This is a genomic window from Pantoea cypripedii, from assembly GCF_011395035.1.
GTDB classification, from domain to species: Bacteria; Pseudomonadota; Gammaproteobacteria; order Enterobacterales; family Enterobacteriaceae; genus Pantoea; species Pantoea cypripedii_A.
Map to the genome: position 1 here is coordinate 781,637 of NZ_CP024768.1, position 24,267 is coordinate 805,903.

Below are 24,267 nucleotides of genomic sequence, written 5' to 3' on the forward strand. Positions count from 1 at the left end.
GCGAATGCGCCGGACTCATTCCTGAGTACAATTACCCAGACTATTTTCTGCATACAGTTTTGTATCACGTTAATTCTACAGGCGATGAACGGTGATCATTTCAGGGAAATTATCAAAAATAGACTCTGCTATATGCAAAGAATATCATCAGCGCCAGTATTATTACGGCCGTGATAAAAATAAGAAGATCGGCAAATAATTTACGCATTTTCGCCTCTTTATACAAAGTGATAGCGTTCTGAGTGGTATTTCGCTAACGGAACATGTAATGCAGAGAGTGTTTTTTCAATCTCATCCATCATTCTGTTCGGGCCGCAGATAAAGTATTCATGTTTTTCATAGGGCGCTGGAATATAACGCTCTATCAGCGCACTGGTAATGATGCCGGTCTCTCCCGTCCAGTTTTTCGGGGGATGTTCAAGAACATGTATGACCTGTAGATTTATCCTGCCTGATAAGGCTTCCAGTTCTTCTCTGAAGGTAATGTCATCCCAGTTTTTATTGCCATAAATCAGTATTATCGGCCGCTTATCACCATTATCGGCAAACGTTCTGATGATACTCATCATCGGGGTAATACCAATCCCTCCGGCAATTAACACATGCATATCCGCCGGATTACCCACAGTGAATGCGCCATAAGGACCATCAATGTAAACACGTTTACCCGCAGTCACATTTCTGATCTTCCTGGTGTAATCGCCAGCATCCTGTATGGTCATTTCAATCGACTGTTTCGCCATTTCCGCACTGGATGAAAAGGAGAAGGGATGCGATGTCAATTTGAAAGGACTGCCCCAGACGTTAAGCCAGCCAAACTGGCCAGGGACAAATGGAAATCCTGTATGACCAAGAGGTTGCATCACCAGCGTGGTACTGCCTCCCCGTTCATTGCGCGTTGCGATGACCTGGTAGGGCTTGCGCAGCATCAGAAAAGGCCGGACGATGCGTGTATAAATCAGCAGGCAACACCAGAGAATGGCTAATCCTGTCCACAAGGCGCGTTTTAATGGTGCATCTAAATAGAATCCCCAGGCAACCGTATGAAGTAAACCGCCACCAATCGCTAAAACCGCCAGAATAATATGCGTGTAGTGCCAGGTCTCATAGCTAATTTTTAGTTTTACACGCCAGAGTGCCATCACAATTAATGCAATAAGCGAATAGGTCGATATTGCCGCGAAGCGCGCCCGCCACGGAGCATCAATGAAATTGAGCAGCGCAAGCCTTTCCGGTCGTAAAATAAAAAGGATGACTGGGTGGGCAATAATCAGGGCCAAAGCAATAAAAGAAATTTGTTTATGAAAATGATAAATAATATCTTCCCCCCAGGGGCGCGTCACCGCGCGAAAGCGGGCGGTGAGACCAACCTGCAATCCAAGAATAGCCAGACCAGCATAACCTGCAGCAGCGGAAAATTCTGTCCAGAAATCCCTGGGGGGTGGGAGTGGGCCTATCAGGAGAACAAATAACGGACCGGCAGTGAAAAACAGATAGAATAATACCCAGAGCGTATTTCGCGTGAAAATGTTCATGTCCACAACCCCGTTCAGAGTTATTACGGATTATGTATCATTTATTCTGCCATCAGTTTATGTATATGAAATAATATTCAATCTGTTGCACATACGAAGAGTAGACGAACATTTCTGTTTATACAAAATGATAACGGATACCACGCGGGCGTGTGTTTATTAATGGGTGGTATTAAATTTTATCTGAATAATGAATTTTTTGATAAATTTTCGGGTATAAAAGTAGTGGCGGGCTGCTGCCCGCCACTTTCCGGGAAAGGTGTCAGAACGCTCCTGGCTTCAGGCCCACCGACGGAATATTGCGTCCGTAGTAAATCTCCCGCATCTCTTTCCACAGCAAGCTGGTAATACGCTTATGTTCCTGTGGGCTGAGATCTTCCGGTCTGGTATTGAACAGGTAATGCTTCAGGTCGAATTCTTTCAGCAACATCTTGGTATGAAAGATATTTTCCTGGTAGACGTTCACGTCCAGCATGTCATACATCGATTTCATATCGTCAGACATAAAGTTCTGGATCGAGTTAATCGCATGATCGATGAAGTGCTTCACGCCATTCACATCACGGGTGAAACCACGCACGCGATAATCAATGGTGACGATATCGGATTCCAGCTGGTGAATCAGATAATTTAACGCTTTCAGCGGTGAAATCACGCCGCAGGTCGAGACTTCGATATCGGCGCGGAAGGTACACAATCCGCCTTCCGGGTGGCTCTCCGGATAGGTATGCACGCAAATATGGCTTTTATCGAGATGGGCGACGACGGAGTTAGGCAGCGGGCCGGGATGCTCTGAATTATCGATATCTTTCGGATCGATTGGCTCCTCGCTCACCAGAATGGTGACGCTGGCGCCTTGCGGTTCATAGTCCTGACGCGCGATGTTCAGCACGTTCGCACCAATGATCGAGCAGGTTTCTGTCAGGATTTCGGTCAGACGGTTGGCGTTATATTGCTCATCAATATAAGCGATGTAACCGTCACGCTCAGCTTCAGTATTTGCATAGCAAATATCGTAAATACAAAAACTCAGGCTCTTTGTCAGGTTGTTGAAGCCATGTAGTTTTAGCTTTTGCAATTTCGTTCACCCCCTTATAAATGTCCGATCAGCGCGCGTCTGACAGGGCATTCAACAGATATTGCGGCAGGGCAAAGCTGCCAGTATGGATTGCCGGATTGTAGTAACGGCAGTTCAGGCCAGCGGCCACAAAACGTGACTGCAAGGTTGCGCTATCGAGCGTGCGCAGCGCCGGATTGTCGCTTGCCCAGGCAAAGGTCATGATGCCGCCGTAGTAAGTCGGGATCGCTGCCTGGTAAAAGCTGACATCGGAAAAGTAGTGGCTGAGTTTGCGATGGCTGTTAACCGCTTCATCCTGTTGCAGAAAGCATACGCCATTCTGCGCCACAAAAATGCCGCCAGCATTGAGGGCGTTTTTGCAACCAGCATAGAATTCCGAAGTGAACAGACTCTCTCCCGGACCGATCGGGTCGGTACAGTCGGAGATGATCACATCGAATTTTTCCTGCGTTTGATTGACGAAGTTGACGCCATCATCAATCACCAGTTGCAAACGTGCATCGTCGTATGCCCCTGCGCTGTGGTTCGGCAGGTACTGTTTGCAGAAGCTCACCACACCCGCATCGATTTCTACCATGGTGATATGTTCGATGCTGCTGTGACGTGAGACCTCGCGCAGCATGGCTCCGTCGCCACCGCCGATGATCAGCACGCGTTTCGCCGCCCCGTGCGCCAGAATCGGTACATGGGTCATCATTTCATGGTAAATGAATTCATCACGCTCGGTGGTTTGTACCACGCCGTCCAGCGCCATAACGCGACCGAAAGCCGCATTTTCGAAGATGACGAGATCCTGATGCGCGGTTTTGTCGCGGTAGAGTTCTTTATCAACCGTGAAATACTGTCCGAAACCGGCATGAAGGGTTTCATACCACATTTCATTTTGGGCCATGATGAGGCTCTCCTGTAATGACATCGCCATGAAAATGGGCGGCAAATCATAGCGAATTATGACCGTGGTTGCACGGTCAAATGTTCAGCAGGAGAGCGGGGCGGCAGGTCATTTCACGTAGGCGAGCAGGCTCAGAGAATCCCGTGCCAGCGACTTACATTTCTTGTCGTTGGTGATGGCGATGCCGCTCAGATCTTTGTAACTGTCTTCGCCGAGCGCTTTCATGTTGAAGGTGCTGTAGTTACTCAAATCCCAGCGATTTTGCTGGGCGAAAAACACCAGAGCCTTGCGAATCTGCGCATCGGGGAGATCCTGATAGCCGCAATCATTCTTCAGATAAACAAAAACTGCGGTCAGATCGGCCAGATCTTCCGCTTCGGATTCGCTCAGGGCAAAGCTGGTGGAGGAGAAGCCAAGGAGTCCCGCCAGCAGCAGGATCTTGATGCTTTTCGACATAATCATTCTCAACAGGTGGCAATAAAATGACGTTAGCACAGATATGGGCAGGATTCTGATAAATTTGCCGCCGTGGCGCCCGGCACAGTTTTTTTCGGTGCATTCTGTCGCAAGACTTGACCCTCCCGCAGGGGCAAGGTTTACGCTGTATGCCTATGCACAATAAGGATATGAATATGCAACGTCGTCATTTTCTGAAGCTGACTGCCGCCCTCAGCGCAGCAGGTGCCCTGCCCATGTGGAGCCGTTCGCTAATGGCCGCCACGCGACCGCTGCTGCCTGTCCCCAACCTGCTGGAAGCGGATGCACACGGTAGCTACAACCTTACCGCCCAGGCGGGCACCAGCCAGTGGAATGGCAAAGCAGTGCCGACCTGGGGCTACAACGGCAGCCTGCTTGGGCCTGCGATCGTGCTCCAGCGGGGCAAACCGGTCACCGTGAATATTCATAACCGTCTGCCGGATGCCACCACCGTGCACTGGCACGGGCTGGAAATTCCGGGCGCGGTGGATGGGGGGCCGCAGGCGACCATCGCGCCAGGGGCATCACGTCAGGTGACCTTCACGCCAGACCAACCCGCCGCGACCTGCTGGTTTCATCCTCATCAGCATGGCAAAACGGGCTATCAGGTGGCGCAGGGGCTGGCGGGGCTGGTGCTGTTGCAGGATGAGGCCTCAGGCAAACTGCGCTTGCCTGTGCAGTGGGGGGTTGACGATGTGCCGCTGATCTTCCAGGACAAACAACTCAGTACGGATGGTACGCGGATTGATTATCAGCTCGATATTATGCGCGCGGCGGTAGGTTGGTTTGGCGACATGATGCTGACTAACGGCGTGCAGTACCCGCAACACGCGGTGCCGCGCGGCTGGTTACGCCTGCGTCTGCTGAACGGTTGTAACGCGCGTTCAATGCATATTGCCACCAGCGACCAGCGTCCGTTGTATGTGATTGGCAGCGATGGCGGCCTGCTGGCCGAGCCGGTAAAAGTGGACAGCCTGCCACTGCTCCCCGGCGAGCGTTTTGAAGTGATGGTGGACACTTCAGACGGTAAAAGCTTTGACATGGTGACGCTGCCGGTGACGCAAATGGGCATGATGCTGGCACCGTTTGATCAACCGTTGCCGCTGGTGAATATCCTGCCGCTGCGTGTGATGGCAAGTGCTTCGCTGCCGGATAAGCTGGTGGATGTCCCGCCGCTGCCCGCCACCGAGGGTCTGCAAACCCGTTGGCTGCAACTGATGATGGACCCGCAGCTCGATAGCCAGGGGATGCAGGCGCTGATGGATCGCTATGGCGCGAAAGCCATGGGTAGCATGGATGGCCATCACGCCATGAGCATGCCTCAGGGGCAGAAGCAGGGCGATATGAAGATGGATATGGGCGACATGCCAATGGATCATAGCAAGATGGCGATGGATCATAGCGGCCACGGCAAGGCTGCCGCCGGTTATGACTTCCACAACGGTAATAAGATCAATGGGATCGCCTTTGATATGACCAAACCGATGTTTGATGTGAAGCTCGGCAGCATGGAAAAATGGACAATTTCCGGCGAGGGCGACAGCATGCTGCATCCGTTCCATATCCATGGCACCCAGTTCCGCATTCTGTCGGAAAACGGCAAGCCACCAGCCCCGCATCGTCAGGGCTGGAAGGATATGGTCAGCGTTAACGGCTGGCGCAGCGAAGTGCTGGTGCGCTTCGATTATGTCGCCAGCGCTGAACAGGCCTATATGGCCCACTGCCATCTGCTGGAGCATGAAGACACCGGCATGATGCTGGGCTTCACCGTGACTTAACCGGTCAGCGCCTGACGGATATCTTCAATCAAATCATCGGCATGCTCGATGCCGATCGACAAACGGACGGTGGCGTCAGTGATACCAATACGCTGACGCACCTCCGCTGCTACTCCGGAATGAGTGGTACTGGCCGGATGGCTGGCCAGCGACTCGGTGCCGCCCAGACTTACCGCCAGTTTGAACAGCGCCAGCGCATTCAGAAAACGAAACGCTGCGGCTTGCCCGCCGCGAATATCAAAGGAAAAGGTCGAACCTGCGCCGAAACACTGGCGGCGATAGGTTTCTCCTGCGCTGCTGTTTTTATCCAGATAAGGTAGCCAGTGCAGCTTTTCCACCTCGGGCCGATCGCGCAGGAACGCCGCGACCCGCGCCGCATTGTGCGCCGCTTTCTCCATGCGCAGCGCCAGCGTTTCCAGAGAGCGGCCAATCATCCAGCTGGAGTGCGGGTCAAGCTGGGTGCCGATAGCGCTACGCAACGACCGAACCTGGTCGATCAACGCTTTCCTGCCCAGCACCGCACCGGCAATCAGATCCGAATGGCCACCGACATATTTGGTCAGCGAATACAGTGACAGGTCGGCACCCTGTTCCAGCGGGCGCTGAAACAACGGGCCGAGCAGGGTGTTATCACAGGCGATAATCGGGCGCGATCCCTGATGCTGCGCAATCACCTCGGCCACCTGCACCATCAATTTAATATCCACCAGGCTGTTGGTGGGATTTGCCGGCGTTTCAATCAGGATCAATGCCACCCGCCCCCGTTGCCAGGCCAGTTTGGCCGCTTCGTGGACTTTCTCCTCGTCGGTGCCGTCGCTGAAGCCAACCGCTTTGATTTCCAGATTATGCAGCGTTTTACTCAGCAGGGTTTCGGTGCCACCGTAGAGCGGCTGGGAATGCAGAATCACCTCGCCTGGTCGGGCGAAAGTCAGCAGCGTGGTGGCAATGGCCGCCATGCCGGAGGAGAACAGCGCGGCCTTTTCTGCGCCTTCGTAAATCGCCAGCCGGTCTTCAACAATTTCGCTATTGGGGTGATTGAAACGTGAATAGACCAGCCCGCCGCTTTTACCTTCTGGCGGTTCACGCCGTCCGGCGACGAAATCAAAAAAATCTTTCCCCTCTTCGGCACTGTTAAACACAAAGGTGGAGGTGAGAAATACCGGTGGCTTGACCGCGCCTTCGGACAGACGCGGATCGTAACCGTAATTCAGCATCTGGGTTTCGGGGTGAAGCGAATGATGGCCAGCTGGCGTTTTTTTACTGGATGAAGAGGTCATAACGTCTCCGGTTGGCAGGGGATCGCTGTTGGGTGCTTTTCATACAGTTAACGTCAGAGCAATATTTTTCGCCACGGTAACGTTTGCGTTGTGTGCGCGGCGTCAGTGCTTAAATGGACTATGATAGACTGCGTGGCTTTCTGAGATATCAAACCCAGGCAGAATGCAATGAAACACACCGTAGACGTGATGATCTCTGAGCAGGAGATTGCAACCCGTATTGCCGAACTGGGCAAGCAGATTAGCGACCACTACCGCAACAGCGGCAGCGAAATGGTGCTGGTTGGTCTGCTGCGCGGTTCCTTTATGTTTATGGCCGATTTGTGCCGTGCCGTTGAGGTGCCACACGAAGTCGACTTTATGACCGCTTCCAGCTACGGCAGCGGCATGTCCACCACCCGTGATGTGAAGATCCTGAAAGATCTCGACGAAGACATTCGTGGCAAAGACGTGTTGATCGTTGAGGACATCATCGACTCCGGCAACACCCTGAGCAAAGTGCGCGAGATCCTGCGCCTGCGTGAGCCTAAATCACTGGCCATTTGTACCCTGCTGGATAAGCCGGAACGCCGTGAAGTCGATGTGACGGTGGAATACGTCGGTTTCTCCATCCCTGACGAATTCGTGGTGGGTTTTGGTATCGATTATGCCCAGCGCTACCGTCATCTGCCGTATATCGGCAAAGTGGTGCTGCTCGACGAATAACCGCACAATCTTCCAAAGCTAACCTTTCCCGCCTGCGATAAGATGCGCAGCCCGTCGGCCAGTGGCTGACGGGCATTCTGCTGCGTTTCCCTGCGGCGTGCAGAATGATAGACTCTGCCCGACTCCTTTGATTTCACAACCTTTATCCCAGCGAACGCGCACGTACCGCTCGCGCACACTATCATTTCAACAGGCAATGATGTCACTACAACAAGGTATGGACTCGCAATGACTTATGCACTGGAACTTTCCGGGCTGATCAAGACCTATCCTGGCGGCGTACAGGCGCTGAAAGGGATCGATCTCAGCGTGGAAGCAGGTGATTTTTACGCCTTACTGGGGCCAAACGGTGCCGGTAAGTCCACCACCATCGGCATTATCAGCTCGCTGGTAAATAAATCTGGCGGCAGCGTGCGCGTGTTTGGCTATGACCTGGAAAAAGATGTGGTCAACGCTAAGCGTCAGCTCGGGCTGGTGCCGCAGGAATTCAACTTCAACCCGTTTGAAACCGTGCTACAGATTGTGGTTAATCAGGCGGGTTACTACGGTGTGGAACGCCGCGAAGCGAATCTGCGTGCGGAAAAATACCTGAAACAGCTCGATCTCTGGGGTAAGCGCAACGAGCGTGCACGGATGTTATCCGGTGGTATGAAACGCCGTCTGATGATTGCCCGCGCGCTGATGCATGAACCCAAATTGCTGATCCTCGATGAGCCGACGGCAGGTGTCGATATCGAGCTGCGTCGCTCGATGTGGGTATTCCTGAAAGAACTGAACGCGAAAGGCACCACCATCATTCTGACCACTCACTATCTGGAAGAAGCGGAAATGCTGTGCCGCAATATCGGTATTATCCAGAGCGGTGAACTGGTGGAAAACACCTCGATGAAAGGACTGCTGTCCAAGCTGCAATCGGAAACCTTTATCCTCGATTTAGCGCCACGCAGCCCGCTGCCGCAGTTGGAGGGCTTCCAGTATCGTCTGGTGGATACTTCCACGCTGGAAGTCGAAGTGATGCGTGAACAGGGACTGAACAGCGTGTTCAGCCAGCTGAGCGCGCAGGGGGTGCAGGTGTTGAGTATGCGTAACAAGGCCAACCGCCTTGAGGAGCTGTTTGTCAGCCTGGTGCAGGGAAAAACAGGAGCAAAAGCATGACGCATTTGTATTGGGTAGCGCTCAAGAGCATCTGGACCAAAGAGATCAACCGTTTTGCCCGCATCTGGATTCAGACGCTGGTGCCGCCGGTGATCACCATGACCCTGTATTTTATTATTTTCGGCAATCTGATTGGTTCACGCATCGGTGATATGCATGGTTTCAGCTACATGCAATTTATCGTGCCGGGCCTGATCATGATGGCGGTGATCACCAACGCCTACGCTAATGTGGCTTCTTCGTTCTTCAGCGCCAAGTTTCAGCGCAATATTGAGGAGTTGCTGGTGGCACCGGTGCCGACGCACATTATCATCGCCGGTTATGTCGGTGGGGGTGTGGCGCGTGGCGTCTGCGTCGGGATTCTGGTCACGGCGATATCGCTGTTTTTCGTGCCGTTCCATGTGTATTCATGGTCGATGGTGGCGCTGACGCTGCTGCTGACGGCGATTCTGTTCTCGCTCGCTGGTCTGCTGAACGCGGTGTTTGCCCGCACCTTTGATGATATCAGCCTGATTCCGACCTTTGTGCTGACACCGTTAACCTATCTGGGCGGGGTCTTTTACTCGCTGACGCTGCTGCCGCCGTTCTGGCAGATGGTGTCAAAGCTGAACCCGATTGTGTATATGATCAGCGGCTTCCGCTACGGTTTCCTCGGTATCAATGATGTCCCGCTGGAGCTGACCTTATCGGTGCTGGTGGCGTTTATCGTGGTGTTTTACGCGGTGGTGTATGTGCTGATTCAGCGCGGACGCGGCTTAAGAAGCTAAGGTCGATAAGGTCGCCATCAATGGCGACCCTACATGTAGGGTCGGGATTTATCCCGACCTTTTTTTGTATCAGGATCAGGCGACCTGAACCGGCAACGCTTTGGCTATCCGCTTCATCTCGTTGTCACCCTCAAAATAGGCCACTTTCGGCTGCCAGCTACGCGCGACTTCATCTTCCACCTGCACATAAGAACAGATGATCATAATGTCGCCCTCGCAGGCACAGCGTGCGGCTGCGCCGTTGACGGAGATAATCCTTGAGCCACGCTCAGCGGCAATGGCGTAGGTAGAGAAACGCTGGCCGTTGGTCACGTTATAGATGTCGATGGCTTCATATTGCAGAATGCCAGACGCATCAAGGAAATCCTGGTCGATGGCGCAGGAACCCTCGTAATTCAAATCTGCCTGAGTCACTTTGACGCGGTGCAGTTTGCCCTGTAATACGGTACGAATCATGGCGGTACAACCTTATATAAATGATCCCTTACTGGGTCAGATCCACTTGCTGATTATCGATCAGGCGCGCATTGCCCAGCCACGCGGCCATCAGAATTACGGCACGGTTGCTATCGACGGTCAGCGCCTGCAAGGTTTCAGCATCGCAAATCGCCAGCCCATCCGGGCGGAAACCTTTCTCACTTAACGCCTGTTCGGCGTTTTCGATAATCTCTTCGACATGGCGCTCGCCGTTGCTGAGGCGCTCCGCCATGCTGTTCATCACCTGGCTTAAGCCGGGTGCCAGTTTACGCTCATCGGCGGTGAGATAACCATTACGTGAACTGAGGGCCAGGCCATCTTTGGCACGAACCGTGGGTACGCCGACAATCTCGATGTCGAAACCCATATCCGCCACCATTTTGCGGATAATAGCCAACTGCTGAAAATCCTTTTCACCAAAACAGGCAATGTCCGGCTGCACCAGGTTGAACAGCTTGCTGACGATGGTGGAGACGCCACGGAAATGCCCTGGGCGGGCGGCACCTTCCAGCAGCGACGACAGCCCCGGGACTTCCACGAAGGTCTGGGTGTCGAGGCCTTTGGGGTAGACATCTGCCGGGGCCGGGGCAAACACCAGATCAACACCATGGCGATTCAGCTTTTCGCAATCATCCTGCAAAGTACGCGGGTAGCGCGCCAAATCGTCAGGGCGATCAAACTGCATTGGGTTAACAAAAATCGACGTCACCACGATATCGGCACGCGCGCGCGCTTCATCGACCAGCGTCATGTGTCCATCATGCAGGTTGCCCATAGTAGGCACCAGCGCGATACGTTTGCCTGCCTGACGCCAGCGACGGATCTCGTGACGCAGCATCGGCAGTGTTTCAATGATCAGCACTGCACATCTCCTGATTTACTGGAAACTGTGTTCGGCGGCAGGGTAACTGCCCGCCTCAACTTCGGCAATATAGTGGCGAATCGCAGCGCGAATGTCGCCGGTTTCCGCGAGGAAATTTTTAGCGAATTTCGGGATATGGCCGCCGGTAATACCAAAAGCATCATGCATGACCAGAATTTGCCCATCGGTCACGTTACCGGCACCGATGCCGATGACCGGGATGGTCAGTGCCTTCGTCACGCGTTCTGCCAGGGCGACCGGCACGCATTCCAGCACCATCAGCTGTGCACCTGCCGCTTCCAGCGCCAGCGCATCGGCCAGCAGGCGTTCGGCTCCCGCTGCGTCCCGGCCCTGCACTTTATAGCCGCCGAAGATATTCACCGACTGCGGCGTTAAGCCGAGATGACCACATACCGGCACTGCGCGCTCGGTGAGCATTTGCACGGTTTCCGCCAGCCAGGCACCGCCTTCCAGTTTGACCATATTGGCACCGGCGCGCATCAGCTGGGCCGCGTTAGCAAAAGTCTGCTCCGGGGTGGCATAACTCATAAACGGCAGGTCGGCCATCACCAGCGCCTGAGGAGCACCACGGCGTACCGCTGCGGTGTGGTAGGCAATATCATTGACGGTCACCGGCAGGGTGGATTCGTGGCCCTGCACCGTCATGCCAAGTGAATCACCAATCAGCAGGACCTGGATGCCTTCGTCAGCAAACAGGCGGGCAAAGCTGAAGTCATAGGCCGTCAGGGTGGCAAATTTGCGGCCACTGGCTTTCCACTGACGCAGATGGGAGATAGTTGTGGGTTTCATCGCACGTTCTCAGTATTTTCTGATGGGCGCAGTGTACTGGATTGAAAGGGGAGGCGATATGATTGCCGTGCGATTCTGGGGTCACTCAGACCAGAAACGAATCTCGCTTTGATCGAGCTCAGCCAGCAGCGGTGCCAGCGGCGTGCCATCGGGGAAAGTCAGCTGGGGCGCGATCTCCAGCAGCGGTAACAGCATAAACGCGCGGTTATGCATGTCGTAATGCGGCACCGTCAGACGTGGCGTGTTAATCACGGCGTCACCAAACAGCAGAATATCCAGATCGAGAGTGCGTGGACCCCAGCGCTCGGCTTTGCGCACCCGGCCATGTTCCAGTTCAATGCGCTGGGTATGGTCAAGCAGGGTTTCAGCGGTCAGCCCGGTTTCCAGCGCAACCACAGCATTGAGGTAATCAGGCTGATCCGGCGGGCCGTAAGGCGGAGTACGATACAGGGATGACGTTGCAACGCGAGAGGTCTGCGGTAGCGCATCCAGCGCCGCCAGCGCTGCATCAACCTGATGCAGCGGGTCGGCGAGGTTACTGCCTAAGGCGAGATAAACACGGGTCATGGCGCGCTGTTGTTGCGTGGCGCGGCAGGACGGCGACGCGGACGGCGCGGTTTACGGCGTGGCGCAGGATCGTCGCCCAGGGTGTTCAGCATGTTTTTCTGCTGCGTCGGTGCTGCGGCCTGGAACTCGCCCCACCACTGGCTCAGACGTTGCAGCTCCGGGTTATTTTCCACATCGGCGCGCAATGCCAGCAGGTCATACGCCGCGCGGAACTTCGGATGCTCCATCAGCTTCCACGCACGTTTGCCGTGACGGCGCGACATGCGCAACTGCAATTGCCAGATATCGCGAATCAGCGTGGTAATACGCTTCGGAATGGCCAGCGCACGGCAGGCTTCATCCAGGGTTTCGTTCATCGCCAGCGCGAAGGCATCGTAATAGGTCAGGCCACTTTCCTGGGCAATCTGCTCAGCAGATTCCAGCTGCGGATACCAGAACATCGCGGCAAACAGGAACGCCGGATTGACGCGCATATCATTCTGAATGCGGGTATCGGTATTTTTCAGTACCTGCGCCAGCATATGTTCCATCGGGCTGTCGCTGTGCTCGGTGAAACCGCGCGTCAGCGTCGGGAACAGCGGCTGGAACAGCTGATATTCACGCATCATCTGATAAGTGCGGTAACCGTAACCGGCCTGCAACAGTTTGAGCGATTCTTCGAACAGACGGGCTGGCGGGATGTCATGCAACAGCGTGGCCAGGCGAGGAATCGGCTCTGCGGTTTCTGCGGCAATGCGCATTTCCAGCTTGGCGGCAAAACGCACCACGCGCAGCATACGTACCGGGTCTTCGCGATAACGCGTTTCCGGGTCACCAATCAGACGAATGATGCCCTGCTGCAAATCCTGTAAACCGCCGACGTAATCACGGACGCTGAAATCCGCCACGCTGTAATACAGGCTGTTGATGGTGAGATCGCGACGCTGGGCATCGTCTTCGATGCTGCCGAAGATGTTATCGCGCAGCAGCATGCCGTTTTGTGCACGCTGCGAGCTGTTACGATCTTCTTCTTCGGCTTCGTCTATCTGGTGATGGCCACGGAAGGTCGCAACTTCAATCACTTCCGGTCCGAACATGACGTGAGCCAGACGGAAACGACGTCCGACCAGACGACAGTTGCGGAACAGCTTACGCATCTGTTCCGGTGTGGCGTTGGTGGTGACATCGAAATCCTTGGGTTTTTTACCCAACAGCAAATCGCGCACGCCGCCACCTACCAGGTAAGCTTCGTAACCGGCTTTATTCAGGCGATAGAGCACTTTGAGGGCATTTTCGCTGATATCTTTGCGTGAGATGTTGTGGCTTTCACGGGGAATAACGGTCATCAGACTTTCGGTTTCCACCTCTTCAGGCGCCTCCTCGTCACGCTTGAGGACTCTCCGGCAAAAATTAGCGACTCGGGTAAAAATGGGACACCTCGACAGTGACAATTAGTGGTGTTAGTTAAATCAGCGGCTAATCATAGCCTGTTGCGAACCATTTGAGAATGGCGTTGTCATTTCATCTGGCATCAGGACGTTCTCCAGTGGGATCAAACGGATATTCCACTGGCTAATCGCCACCTTAAGCAGGGTTTCCAGCGATTCGTCCTGCCAGCCGGGTGAAACCGGTTGACCCAAAAAGTTTAACGCCTGCACCAGCAAAGGACGGGGGTCACCTGCAGGCAACGCAGGTGCATGGTTTTGCTTCGATAACTTGTTGCCATCGCTATTCACCGCCAGCGGCAGATGCAGATATTCCGGTACCGGCCAGCCAAATTGCTGATACAGCGCGATCTGGCGTACCGTTGGCTCAATTAAATCGGCACCGCGGACAATCTCGGTCATACCCTGAAAATGGTCATCCACCACCACGGCCAGATTATAGGCAAACAGGCCATCGCGGCGATGGATAATAAAATCCTCTTCCGCCAGCCGGGTATCGGCCAGCAGATGGCCACGCAGACCATCGTCAAAGCCATATACCGGCGTATGCTGACGCAGGCGCAGCGCGGCATTTTCCGCTGGCAGCTGCAAAGCGCGGCAGTGACCATCATAAAAACCACCCAGTTGCTGAATGCGGCTGCGCGTGCAGGTACAGAAATAACTCTGACGCTGTTCCCGCAGCCAGTTCAGGGCGGCGCGGTAAGCCTCATGGCGCTGTGACTGCCACAGCACCTCACCATCCCAGTGCAAGCCATAATGTTCCAGCTGTTGCAGAATACGGGTAGCGGCACCCGGCACTTCACGTGGTGGATCGATATCTTCAATACGCACCAGCCAGCGCCCTTGTTGGGCACGCGCACTCAGGTAGCTGCCTAACGCTGCAATCAGCGAGCCAAAATGAAGTTCACCAGAGGGGGAGGGGGCGAAACGCCCAATACAGGGAAGGTTTGACATTTTATGATGTGCACCGCACAGCGGGAAAACAGTGGTTTTCCCTGCCGTGCGGCGACAGTCTGTTCACGGCCATTAGCCTGCCATCTGTTTCTCGCGGATTTCTGCCAGCGTTTTACAGTCAATGCAGAGATCGGCGGTCGGACGCGCTTCCAGACGACGAATACCAATTTCAACACCGCAGGATTCGCAGTAGCCGAAATCGTCATCTTCCACTTTCTTCAGCGTCTTCTCGATCTTTTTGATCAATTTACGCTCACGATCGCGGTTACGCAGTTCCAGACTGAATTCCTCTTCCTGCGCGGCACGGTCAACCGGATCCGGGAAGTTGGCAGCTTCATCCTGCATATGCGACACAGTACGATCGACTTCATCCCTGAGTTGATTGCGCCAGGCTTCCAGAATCTTGCGGAAATGGTTCAGCTGGGCTTCGTTCATATACTCTTCGCCCGGTTTCTCCTGATACGGCTCCACCCCAGCGATGGCGAGGATACTCAGGGACGATGTTTTACGGTTTTGCCCTTCTTGCATGTTGTTTCTCCTGGATAACACGCACTACCCTTGATACTTCAGATTGCATGCGGCGAGGCCGTCTTCCTGCAATACGAACTACTTCGGGTTATCGATTCCCAACAGGGAAAAAAACAGGCCGCTATAAATAGCAGAAGCAATCAAGGTTGGCAATTATTCATGATCGCACCTTGACAAGCCTGTGAGGAACAGCGTATTTAGCGCACCGCTCGGAACATTCCTATCACACCAAATTGCTAAGAATATTACAACTCTACCCTTATCGGCCGCGTCAGTAACATTTTTAGCGGTGAGATGTGAGCCTGATACGCCAATACTTCCACGCCACGCCGCTGCGCCTGTACCAGTAGTTCCGCGTACTGCGCGTCGATATGGCGCGCCGGGGAAACGTCCTCAATCCCCGTATGCAGAACTGCAAACAACAAAACGGCCCGATGGCCCTCTGCCGCGATCTGTGTGAGTTCGCGCAGATGCTTTTGCCCACGAGCCGTCACCGCATCCGGAAAGTAGCCTTTACCTTGTTGTAAAAGTGTGACGGACTTGACTTCAATATAGCAGTTTGATCTGTCATCTGCCCGCAACAGAAAATCAATTCGGCTTTTTTCCGTGCCGTATTTTACCTCAGGCTGGCAGTGCTCATAAGAGGATAATTCTGGAATCGCAGCAGAGATCAGCGCTTCCTTCACCAGCTGATTGGCGCGCAGGGTATTGACGCAGATCCAGTGGCCCTGCTGGGTTTCGGTCAGTTCCCAGCTGTGCGGATACTTGCGCGTCACGCTATCAGAAGTGGAATACCACACGGTATCGCCTGGCGTGGCACAACCGGTCATGGCACCGGTATTCGCGCAATGAATGGTCAGGGTTTCCCCTTCGGGGGTGATCACATCCGCTAAGAAACGCTTATAACGGCTGATTAAACGGGCCGGTTTGAGTGGCGGGGAGAAAAGCATTCAGTCTCCTGTAGGGGCGGATAGCGGCCAACGGGCCAGCGCCTGATAACGGGTGCGGCCTTTCTCGAAGCGAGACGAAAACAGCGCAAAATGGCTGATATCGACACGCCAGTGAAAGCCGCGCGGCGGAAGTGCCACTTTTTGCGTGGCGTTACGCCACAGGGTGATGTGCGGATGAAACGACGGTGCGTTTTGTGCACAACCATGCCGTGCCGCCTGCGCTCGCAGCAGATTTGCCAGTTGCAGTAATCCGCGCGGCGGGCGCTGACAGCCCAGCCATACCACGCCGGGACGCGGCCAGTGGCCAGCATCATCCAGATCGAGCGCAAAGCCGGGTTGCGTGATACGCGCGGCCAGCTGCTGTAAACGCTGCGAAGTTTCATCGCTGACCTCACCGAGAAAGGCCAGCGTCAGGTGCAGATTCGCTGCCGCAATTGGCCTGCCAGTATCTTCAGCAAAATTCTCCGCCCGCCAGCGCACCAGCTGGCGTTGCAGCGCGGCGGGCAGTTCGAGAGCAAAAAACAGACGTTGCGTTGCCATGGTGGACTCTGCGGGGAGTGCTACAATGCGCGCCATCTTAGCACAGGCAGAAACGGAGTTGAGTGTGAGTGAATTACCGGTAAGTGAGGTGCTACCTGAACTGCTGGCTGCGCTGGCGCAGTCGTCACAGGTATTGCTGGCGGCACCCACCGGCGCAGGTAAATCCACCTGGCTACCTTTACAACTGCTGCAACAGGCGCAGTTACCCGGCCGTATCATCATGCTGGAGCCGCGACGGCTGGCTGCACGCAACGTGGCACAGCGGCTGGCAGAATTACTCGGCGAACAGCCGGGCGGCACCGTGGGCTATCGGCTGCGCGGAGAAAATTGCTGTGGTGCCGACACCCGGCTGGAAGTGGTCACCGAAGGGATTCTGACACGGATGCTGCAACGCGATCCGATGCTGGAAGGGGTTTCTCTGGTGATCCTCGATGAATTTCATGAGCGCAGCCTGCAGGCCGATCTGGCGCTGGCGTTGTTGCTGGATGTGCAGCAGGGGCTACGTGATGACCTGAAAATTCTGCTGATGTCAGCAACGCTGGATAATCAACGTCTGCGCAGCCTGCTGCCAGACGCCCCGTTTATCGCCTCCGAGGGCCGCAGCTTCCCTGTGACCCGTCGTTACGCCTCGCTGAATAACCAGCTGCGCTTTGAAGAAGCGGTGGCGCGGGAAGTGGCGCAGCTGCTGCGCGAAGAACATGGGTCGTTATTGTTGTTCCTGCCGGGTGTGGCGGAAATTGAACGCGTGAAGCGCGAACTGGAGACGCGGATAAGCGAAGACGTTGATCTCTCTCCTTTATATGGCGCGTTATCGCTCGATGCGCAACGCCGGGCGATTCTGCCGTCACCGCCGGGTCGCCGCAAAGTGGTGCTGGCCACCAATATCGCGGAAACCAGCCTGACGATTGAAGGTATCCGGCTGGTGGTGGATAGCGCGCTGGAGCGTGCGGCGCAGTTTGAGGTGCGCAGTGGCGTGACCCGGCTGCAAACGCAGCGCATCAGCCAGGCATCCATGACGCAGCGCGCCGGGCGTGCCGGACGCCTCGAACCCGGTATCTGCCTGCATCTGTTGCCGCAGGAGCAGGCGTTAAGGGCGGCGGCCCAGAGTGAGCCGGAAATCCTGCACAGTGACCTGGCCTCGCTGCAAATCGATCTGCTGCAATGGGGGTGTGCGGATGCCGCACAGCTCAGCTGGCTTGATGTACCACCCGCGCGCCATCTGCGTGCCGCGCGTGAGTTGCTGACCCGGCTGGCGGCGCTGGATGAGGCCGGTCGATTAAACGCGACGGGGCGCAAAATGGCAGCGCTGGGTAGCGATCCACGGCTGACGGCTATCCTGTGTGCTGCCGGGCAGGATAAGCATGCCATCGCCAGCGCCGCGTTACTGGTGGCGATTCTGGAGGAGCCGCCGCGCAGCGGCAGTGCTGACCTGCGCGATGCGTTGCATCGTCCACAATCGATGTGGCAACGGCGCGCCCGCCAGTGGCAGCAGCGTCTCAACGCCAGCGGCGGCAATGCCGATGCGGATCGTTTTCCGGCGCTGCTGGCTGCCGGATTTGCCGACCGGCTGGCGCAGCGACGTGGCGATAGCGCGCGTTATCAGCTGGCGAACGGCATCGGCGCGATGCTGGATGAGCAGGACGGCCTGAGCCGCAGCGAATGGCTGATTGCCCCTTCCTTATTACAGGGGGCCAGCGCGGCCGATGCGCGTATCCTGCTGGCGTTGCCGGTGGATATTGAGGCGTTGCGCCAGCTTTGCCCGCATCTGGTTGAGCAGCGTACCGATGTGGAATGGGATGAAGAGAAAGGGACGCTGCGCGCCTGGCGACGTGAAGTGGTGGGTGCGCTGGTACTCAAAGCACAGCCGCTGGCGCGCCCGGAACCGGAGGTGTTACATGCGGCGATGCTGCGCTGGATCCGCGAAAAAGGTCTGACGGTGCTGGGCTGGACGCCGGAAGCGGAACAGCTGCGCCTGCGTTTGCATTGTGCCGCGTTGTGGCTACCGGAGGAGGCCTGGCCGTCACTGGATGACGATACCCTGCTGGATACGCTGGAGAGCTGGTTGCTGCCGGAGATGAGTGCGGTGCGCGATTTGAAGGGGTTGCAGAGCGTCAATCTTGTCAGCGCATTATTACATTTGCTGACATGGTCACAACGTCAGCGGCTGGATAGTGTGTTGCCAACTCATTACACTGTGCCGACCGGAAGCCGCCTGCCGATCCGCTACGATGCAGAGAAGCCACCGGCGTTAGCGGTGCGTATTCAGGAAATGTTTGGTGAAGCGCGCAATCCGGCTGTTGCGGATGGACGGGTGCCGCTGGTACTGGAGCTGTTGTCACCGGCGCACCGCCCCTTGCAGATCACCCGTGATCTGGCGGCGTTCTGGCGTGGAGCATATCCTGAAGTACAGAAAGAGATGAAAGGGCGCTATCCCAAACATCCCTGGCCGGATGATCCGGCCAACGCCTTACCAACGAGGCGGACTAAAAAATTTTCATCGTGATCCTTTGGTATCGAATTCAGAGGGTTCTGCCATGCGCAGCACGAGAAAGCAGTTAGAGTAACGGCGCAGCCGTAGCTATGCCTGGAGAATAAAAGCATGTCTGGGAACGATCGCGAACCGATTGGGCGCAAAGGAAAACAGCCCAAACCACCGCGCAGCATCGCGCGCCGGGGTCGCCGCAGGGAACTTGATGATGATACACAGCAGGATGATGAGGAGAATGAGCCAGTGCCACGTAAAGGTAAAGGAAAACGCCCGCCGCGTGCGAAACGCCGCTGGTTAGGCTGGTTCATCAAGCTATTCCTGGTGTTTGTGGTGGTGATGGTTATCTGGGGCGTCTATCTCGACTCAGAAATCCGCAGCCGTATCGACGGTAAAGTGTGGCAATTGCCTGCTGCCGTTTATGGCCGCATGGTCAGCCTCGAACCGGGAATGCCTTACGACAAAAAAGAGATGATTGCGCTGCTGGAAGGCACGCAATATCGCGAAGTCTCGCGCATTACCCGCCCTGGCGAGTTTAGCGTGAAAGGTAACACCATCGATCTGTTACGCCGTCCATTTGATTTCCCGGACGGCAAAGAGGGACAGATCCGTGCGCGTATGAGTTTCAGCAGTAACGAGCTGAGCGAGATTAAAAACCTCGATACCGGGCGTGATTTTGGCATCTTCCGTCTCGATCCGCGGCTGATCACCATGTTGCAGTCCCCGAACGGTGAACAGCGCCTTTTTGTGCCGCGCGCCGGTTTCCCGGATCTGCTGGTTGATACGCTGATCGCCACCGAAGACCGCCACTTCTACGAGCACGATGGCATCAGCCCGTACTCGATTGGTCGTGCGTTCCTTGCCAACATCACCGCCGGTAAAGCGGTGCAGGGCGGCAGTACCCTGACGCAGCAGCTGGTAAAAAACCTGTTCCTCACTAACGAGCGTTCGCTGTGGCGTAAAGCGCGTGAAGCCTATATGGCGGTGATCATGGATGCGCGTTACAGCAAAGACCGCATTCTGGAGCTGTACCTCAATGAGGTGTATCTCGGCCAGGCCGGTAACGATCAGATCCGTGGCTTCCCGCTGGCGAGTCTGTACTATTTTGGTCGTCCGGTGGATGAGCTGAGCCTCGATCAGCAGGCGATGCTGGTGGGGATGGTGAAAGGTGCTTCGCTGTACAACCCATGGCGGAATCCGCAGCTGGCGCTGGAGCGTCGTAACCTGGTGTTGCGTCTGTTGCAGCAGCAAAAGATTATCGACGAAGAACTGTACAACATGCTGTCGGCACGTCCGCTGGGCGTGCAGCCGAAGGGCGGGGTGATTACCCCACAGCCTGCCTTTATGCAGATGGTACGTAACGAGTTGCAGGCCAAACTCGGTGATAAAGTGAAAGATCTCTCCGGCGTGAAGATCTTCACCACGCTGGACCCGATTTCCCAGGATGCGGCGGAGAAAGCGGTGGAAGAAGGTATTCCGACGCTGAAGAAACAACGTGGCCTGAAAGATCTGGAAACCGCGATGGTGGTGGTGGACCGCTTCAGTGGCGAAGTCCGCGCCATGGTGGGTGGCTCTGATCCGCAGTTCGCCGGTTATAACCGTGCGTTGCAGGCGCGTCGTTCCATCGGTTCACTGGCGAAACCGGCCACCTATCTGACGGCGCTGAGCCAGCCGAACAGCTACCGTCTTAACAGCTGGATCGCCGATGAGCCTATCGCGCTGAAACAGCCGAACGGCACCATCTGGAAACCGCTTAATGACGATCGTCGCTTCAGCGGCAAAGTAATGCTGGTGGATGCGCTGACCAATTCCATGAACGTGCCGACGGTCAACCTCGGTATGACGCTGGGGCTGAATTCGGTGGTGGATACCTGGGCCAAACTTGGCGTGCCGAAAGACCAGCTGAATCCGGTCCCGGCGATGTTACTGGGTGCGCTTAACCTGACGCCGGTGGAAGTGGCGCAGGCGTTCCAGTCCATCGCCAGTGGTGGTAACCGTGCTGAGCTGTCGGCGGTGCGTTCGGTGATTGCGGAAGACGGGACCGTGTTGTACCAGAGTTTCCCGCAGGCACAGCGTGTAGAGCCGCCGCAGGCCGCGTATCTGACGTTGTACAGCATGCAGCAGGTGGCGGACCACGGTACGGCGCGTGCGCTGGGCGCGCGTTTCCCGAATGCGCATCTGGCGGGCAAAACCGGTACCACCAATGATCTGATCGACAGCTGGTTTGCCGGTATTGATGGTAAAGAAGTGGCGATCACCTGGGTGGGCCGCGATAACAACCAGACCACTAAGCTGTACGGTGCCAGCGGTGCGATGCAGCTTTATCGTCGTTACCTCGATAACCAGGCACCGATGCCGCTGGTATTGACGCCGCCGGAAGATATCAGCCAGATGAATATTGATTCGGCCGGTAACTTTGTCTGCGGCTCCGGCAGCAGCACCTGGCGCACCTTGCCGGTGTGGACGCTTGATCCGAACTCCCTGTGCCAGCAGCAACAGCAGCAGGTTCAGCAGCAGCAACAGTTGCAACAGCAGCAGCAGGAAGAACAGAAAGACAGCAACGGCGTTGCTGGTTGGATCAAAGATATGTTCGGCAACAACTAAGTGGCTGAAATTTAAAAAGGGTGCTGCGGCACCCTTTTTTTATGGCAGTTTTTTCGTAACAAAAATGAACGAACTTGCGGCAAACGCACCGCCATCAGGCTTTATATCTTGCGGATCTTGCGAGATATCGCCTAAAATCCAACCTTTCTAATAATCATTCTCGTTTACATTCGCCTGCACCGACTTTTTTTCGAGAGACCCTGATATGAATGCGCGAAATGTTTCCTTCCCGCGCGGTACGTCTACCAAACGTCCGCTCGCTTTACTGATTTCCTTAACCCTGGGCACCCTGAGCGCGCAAGCGCTGGCTGAAGATACGGTGGTAGTCACCGCCGATGGGGGGTCTGCTGCCTCCCAGGAAAGCGCCTGGGGTCCGGCACCGACTATCGCCGCGAAACGCAGCGCCACGGCCACCAAAACCGATACGCCTATCGAGAAGACGCCGCAGTCGGTTTCTGTGGTGACGCAGGAAGAGATGGCGATGCACAATGTCCAGTCGGTCAAACGTGCCTTCAGCTATACCCCCGGCATCAGTGATAACCGCGGTAGCTCCGATGTCATCGATGCTTTCTCCATTCGTGGCTTCAGCGAAACGAATACCAACCAATATCTCGATGGCCTGAAGTTGCAGGGCGATAACTACTCCGAGTTCGCCATCGATCCTTACTTCCTTGAGCGCGCCGAATTGCTGCGTGGCCCGGCTTCTGTCCTGTACGGTAAAAGCAACCCGGGTGGTGTGGTGTCGCTGGTGAGTAAGCGTCCGACGCAGGAAACCTTGCGCGAAGTGCAGTTCCAGATGGGGACGGATAACCGCTTTTCCACCGGCTTCGATTTTGGTGGCGCGCTGGATGATGCTGGCGTCTATAGCTACCGTCTGACCGGGCTGGCGCGCAGCCAGGATGCGCAGCAGGAGATGAACAAAGAAAAGCGCTACACCATCGCGCCTTCCTTTAGCTGGCGTCCTGATGCCAATACCCGTTTCGATCTGCTGACCTATTTCCAGAACGAACCCGAAACCGGTTACTACGGCTGGCTGCCGCGTGAAGGCACCGTGGTACCGATTATTCGTGCTGACGGTAGCCAGTACAAACTGCCGACCAACTTTGATGAAGGCGAACCGAGCAACAAGATTTCGCGCAACACCAAAATGGTGGGCTACAGCTTTGAGCACAGCTTCAACGACACCTGGACGGTGCGTCAGAATCTGCGCTATGCCGACCTGCGTACCGATTATCGCAGCATTTACGGCAACGGTTATGATGCCGCAACGCAGGAAATCACCCGTGGTTCGGCCATTTCAAATGAGAAGCTGAACCAGTTCGCGGTGGATACCCAGGCACAGGCTAAATTCGCTACCGGCGCGGTGGATCATACGCTGCTGATGGGTGTGGATTACCAGCGCACGCGCAATGATATCGATGCGGCTTTCGCCAGCGCCGATCCGATCAGCGCGGTGAGCCCGCAATATGGTAACAACACCACCGGCACACCTTTCCTGTATCAGTATCTGAATCGTCAGGAGCAGACCGGCCTTTACACGCAGGATCAGATGGAGTGGAACCGCTGGGTGCTGACGCTGGGTGGTCGCTACGATTATGCGATGACTTCAGCGCTGAACCGCAATGGCAACACCGAAGTGAAAAGCCACGATCAGGCATTTACCTGGCGTGGCGGTCTGAACTACGTGTTTGATAACGGAATCGCCCCGTACTTCAGCTACAGCGAATCCTTTATTCCGACGCCGGGCACCACTTCAGGCGGCCAGCCGTTCGATCCTTCCCGTGCTAAGCAGTATGAAGCGGGCGTGAAATACGTACCGAAAGATCGTCCGATTGTGTTGACGGCGGCAGTGTATCAGCTGACCAAAACCAAAAACCTGACCGCCGATCCGAACAACGTTCTGTTCAGCATTCAGAGCGGTGAGATCCGTTCACGCGGTGTGGAGCTGGAAGCGAAAGCGGCGCTGAACGCCAATATCAACCTGACAGCGGGTTATAGCTACACCGACGCGGAATATACCCATGATACGCAGCTCCAGGGCAAAACCCCGGTGCAGGTACCGAAACAAACTGCGTCCGTGTGGGGAGATTATACCTTCCACGAAACCGCACTTTCTGGCCTGACGCTGGGTGCTGGTGTGCGTTATACCGGTGCCAGCAAAGGGCTGTATAGCACGGGCGATAATGCCAACCAAAACTTCGATGTGAAGGGCTATACCGTGGTTGATGCGGCAGTGAAATATGACCTCGCACGTTTCGGCCTGCCGGGTTCATCGCTGGGTATCAACGTCAACAACCTGTTTGATCGCGAGTATGTCGCCAGCTGCTACCGCGAATATGCCTGCTACTGGGGCACCGATCGCCAGATTGTTGGTACTGCAACCTTCCGTTTCTGATAGCAAA

At 55.5% G+C, this 24,267-nt stretch carries 21 protein-coding genes; 7 read left to right on the forward strand and 14 right to left on the reverse strand.

From position 1 onward, the window contains the following. Positions 1-218 precede the first annotated feature (218 nt). From CUN67_RS03505 to CUN67_RS03520, 4 genes are all read right to left on the reverse strand, one after another. Positions 219-1,535, reverse strand: a complete 1,317-nt coding sequence (locus tag CUN67_RS03505) for a ferredoxin reductase family protein (RefSeq protein WP_208714027.1) — start codon at positions 1,533-1,535, stop codon at positions 219-221. A 262-nt stretch (positions 1,536-1,797) separates the two neighbouring features. Continuing rightward, positions 1,798-2,613, reverse strand: coding sequence for an adenosylmethionine decarboxylase (gene speD, locus CUN67_RS03510; protein ID WP_208714028.1), 816 nt, complete (start codon positions 2,611-2,613; stop codon positions 1,798-1,800). 28 nt (positions 2,614-2,641) lie between these two features. Further along, positions 2,642-3,505 carry a polyamine aminopropyltransferase gene (gene speE / locus CUN67_RS03515; RefSeq protein WP_208714029.1) on the reverse strand — a complete coding sequence of 288 codons (864 nt, stop codon included), beginning with the start codon at positions 3,503-3,505 and terminating at the stop codon, positions 2,642-2,644. Between the two features lie 108 nt (positions 3,506-3,613). Further along, positions 3,614-3,961, reverse strand: a complete 348-nt coding sequence (locus CUN67_RS03520; RefSeq protein ID WP_084872772.1) for a YacC family pilotin-like protein — start codon at positions 3,959-3,961, stop codon at positions 3,614-3,616. Between the two features lie 176 nt (positions 3,962-4,137). On the opposite strand from CUN67_RS03520, the gene cueO reads away from it, so the two are divergent. Beyond that, positions 4,138-5,760 (forward strand): multicopper oxidase CueO, encoded by a 1,623-nt coding sequence (cueO, locus tag CUN67_RS03525; RefSeq protein WP_208714030.1) that lies wholly within the window; start codon positions 4,138-4,140, stop codon positions 5,758-5,760. Here the strand turns inward: cueO and CUN67_RS03530 are convergent. Next, complete coding sequence (locus CUN67_RS03530) at positions 5,757-7,037, reverse strand: cystathionine gamma-synthase family protein (protein WP_208714031.1); 1,281 nt, start codon at positions 7,035-7,037, stop codon at positions 5,757-5,759. The genes cueO and CUN67_RS03530 overlap by 4 nt on opposite strands. A 168-nt stretch (positions 7,038-7,205) precedes the next feature. Between CUN67_RS03530 and hpt the strand changes: the two genes are divergently transcribed. The 3 genes from hpt (at position 7,206) to CUN67_RS03545 (ending at position 9,664) form a co-directional block, all read left to right on the forward strand. Next, the gene (gene hpt, locus CUN67_RS03535; RefSeq protein ID WP_208714032.1) at positions 7,206-7,742 is read left to right on the forward strand and encodes a hypoxanthine phosphoribosyltransferase; all 537 of its coding nucleotides are present in this window, start codon (positions 7,206-7,208) and stop codon (positions 7,740-7,742) included. Positions 7,743-7,970: 228 nt separating this feature from the next. Beyond that, entirely contained in the window at positions 7,971-8,897 is a 927-nt protein-coding gene (locus CUN67_RS03540) for an ABC transporter ATP-binding protein (protein ID WP_084872782.1), read from the forward strand. Next, positions 8,894-9,664, forward strand: a complete 771-nt coding sequence (locus CUN67_RS03545; protein WP_084872784.1) for an ABC transporter permease — start codon at positions 8,894-8,896, stop codon at positions 9,662-9,664. Before CUN67_RS03540 ends, CUN67_RS03545 begins: the two co-directional genes overlap by 4 nt. A gap of 75 nt (positions 9,665-9,739) precedes the next feature. Here CUN67_RS03545 and panD read toward each other — a convergent pair whose 3' ends face one another. From panD to thpR, 9 genes are all read right to left on the reverse strand, one after another. Further along, entirely contained in the window at positions 9,740-10,120 is a 381-nt protein-coding gene (panD, locus tag CUN67_RS03550; protein WP_208714033.1) for an aspartate 1-decarboxylase, read from the reverse strand. Positions 10,121-10,148: 28 nt separating this feature from the next. After that, on the reverse strand, positions 10,149-11,003 hold the full coding sequence (panC, locus tag CUN67_RS03555) for a pantoate--beta-alanine ligase (RefSeq protein WP_208714034.1): 855 nt from the start codon (positions 11,001-11,003) through the stop codon (positions 10,149-10,151). Between the two features lie 15 nt (positions 11,004-11,018). After that, positions 11,019-11,813, reverse strand: coding sequence for a 3-methyl-2-oxobutanoate hydroxymethyltransferase (gene panB / locus CUN67_RS03560; RefSeq protein ID WP_208714035.1), 795 nt, complete (start codon positions 11,811-11,813; stop codon positions 11,019-11,021). 81 nt (positions 11,814-11,894) lie between these two features. Next, positions 11,895-12,380 (reverse strand): 2-amino-4-hydroxy-6-hydroxymethyldihydropteridine diphosphokinase, encoded by a 486-nt coding sequence (gene folK, locus CUN67_RS03565; protein WP_208714036.1) that lies wholly within the window; start codon positions 12,378-12,380, stop codon positions 11,895-11,897. Next, positions 12,377-13,789 (reverse strand): polynucleotide adenylyltransferase PcnB, encoded by a 1,413-nt coding sequence (gene pcnB, locus CUN67_RS03570; protein ID WP_217621303.1) that lies wholly within the window; start codon positions 13,787-13,789, stop codon positions 12,377-12,379. Before pcnB ends, folK begins: the two co-directional genes overlap by 4 nt. A gap of 39 nt (positions 13,790-13,828) precedes the next feature. Continuing rightward, complete coding sequence (gluQRS, locus tag CUN67_RS03575; RefSeq protein ID WP_208714038.1) at positions 13,829-14,758, reverse strand: tRNA glutamyl-Q(34) synthetase GluQRS; 930 nt, start codon at positions 14,756-14,758, stop codon at positions 13,829-13,831. Positions 14,759-14,830: 72 nt separating this feature from the next. Further along, on the reverse strand, positions 14,831-15,286 hold the full coding sequence (gene dksA, locus CUN67_RS03580; protein ID WP_084872798.1) for an RNA polymerase-binding protein DksA: 456 nt from the start codon (positions 15,284-15,286) through the stop codon (positions 14,831-14,833). 245 nt (positions 15,287-15,531) lie between these two features. Beyond that, positions 15,532-16,236 carry a DNA/RNA nuclease SfsA gene (gene sfsA, locus CUN67_RS03585; protein ID WP_208714039.1) on the reverse strand — a complete coding sequence of 235 codons (705 nt, stop codon included), beginning with the start codon at positions 16,234-16,236 and terminating at the stop codon, positions 15,532-15,534. Beyond that, entirely contained in the window at positions 16,237-16,776 is a 540-nt protein-coding gene (thpR, locus tag CUN67_RS03590) for an RNA 2',3'-cyclic phosphodiesterase (protein ID WP_208714040.1), read from the reverse strand. It abuts the gene before it with no gap. A gap of 25 nt (positions 16,777-16,801) precedes the next feature. Between thpR and hrpB the strand changes: the two genes are divergently transcribed. From hrpB to fhuA, 3 genes are all read left to right on the forward strand, one after another. Continuing rightward, positions 16,802-19,279 (forward strand): ATP-dependent helicase HrpB, encoded by a 2,478-nt coding sequence (gene hrpB / locus CUN67_RS03595; RefSeq protein ID WP_208714041.1) that lies wholly within the window; start codon positions 16,802-16,804, stop codon positions 19,277-19,279. Positions 19,280-19,375: 96 nt separating this feature from the next. Further along, positions 19,376-21,865, forward strand: a complete 2,490-nt coding sequence (gene mrcB / locus CUN67_RS03600; RefSeq protein ID WP_208714042.1) for a bifunctional glycosyl transferase/transpeptidase — start codon at positions 19,376-19,378, stop codon at positions 21,863-21,865. A 205-nt stretch (positions 21,866-22,070) separates the two neighbouring features. Further along, positions 22,071-24,260 (forward strand): ferrichrome porin FhuA, encoded by a 2,190-nt coding sequence (gene fhuA / locus CUN67_RS03605; RefSeq protein WP_208714043.1) that lies wholly within the window; start codon positions 22,071-22,073, stop codon positions 24,258-24,260. The last annotated feature ends 7 nt before the right edge of the window (positions 24,261-24,267 follow it).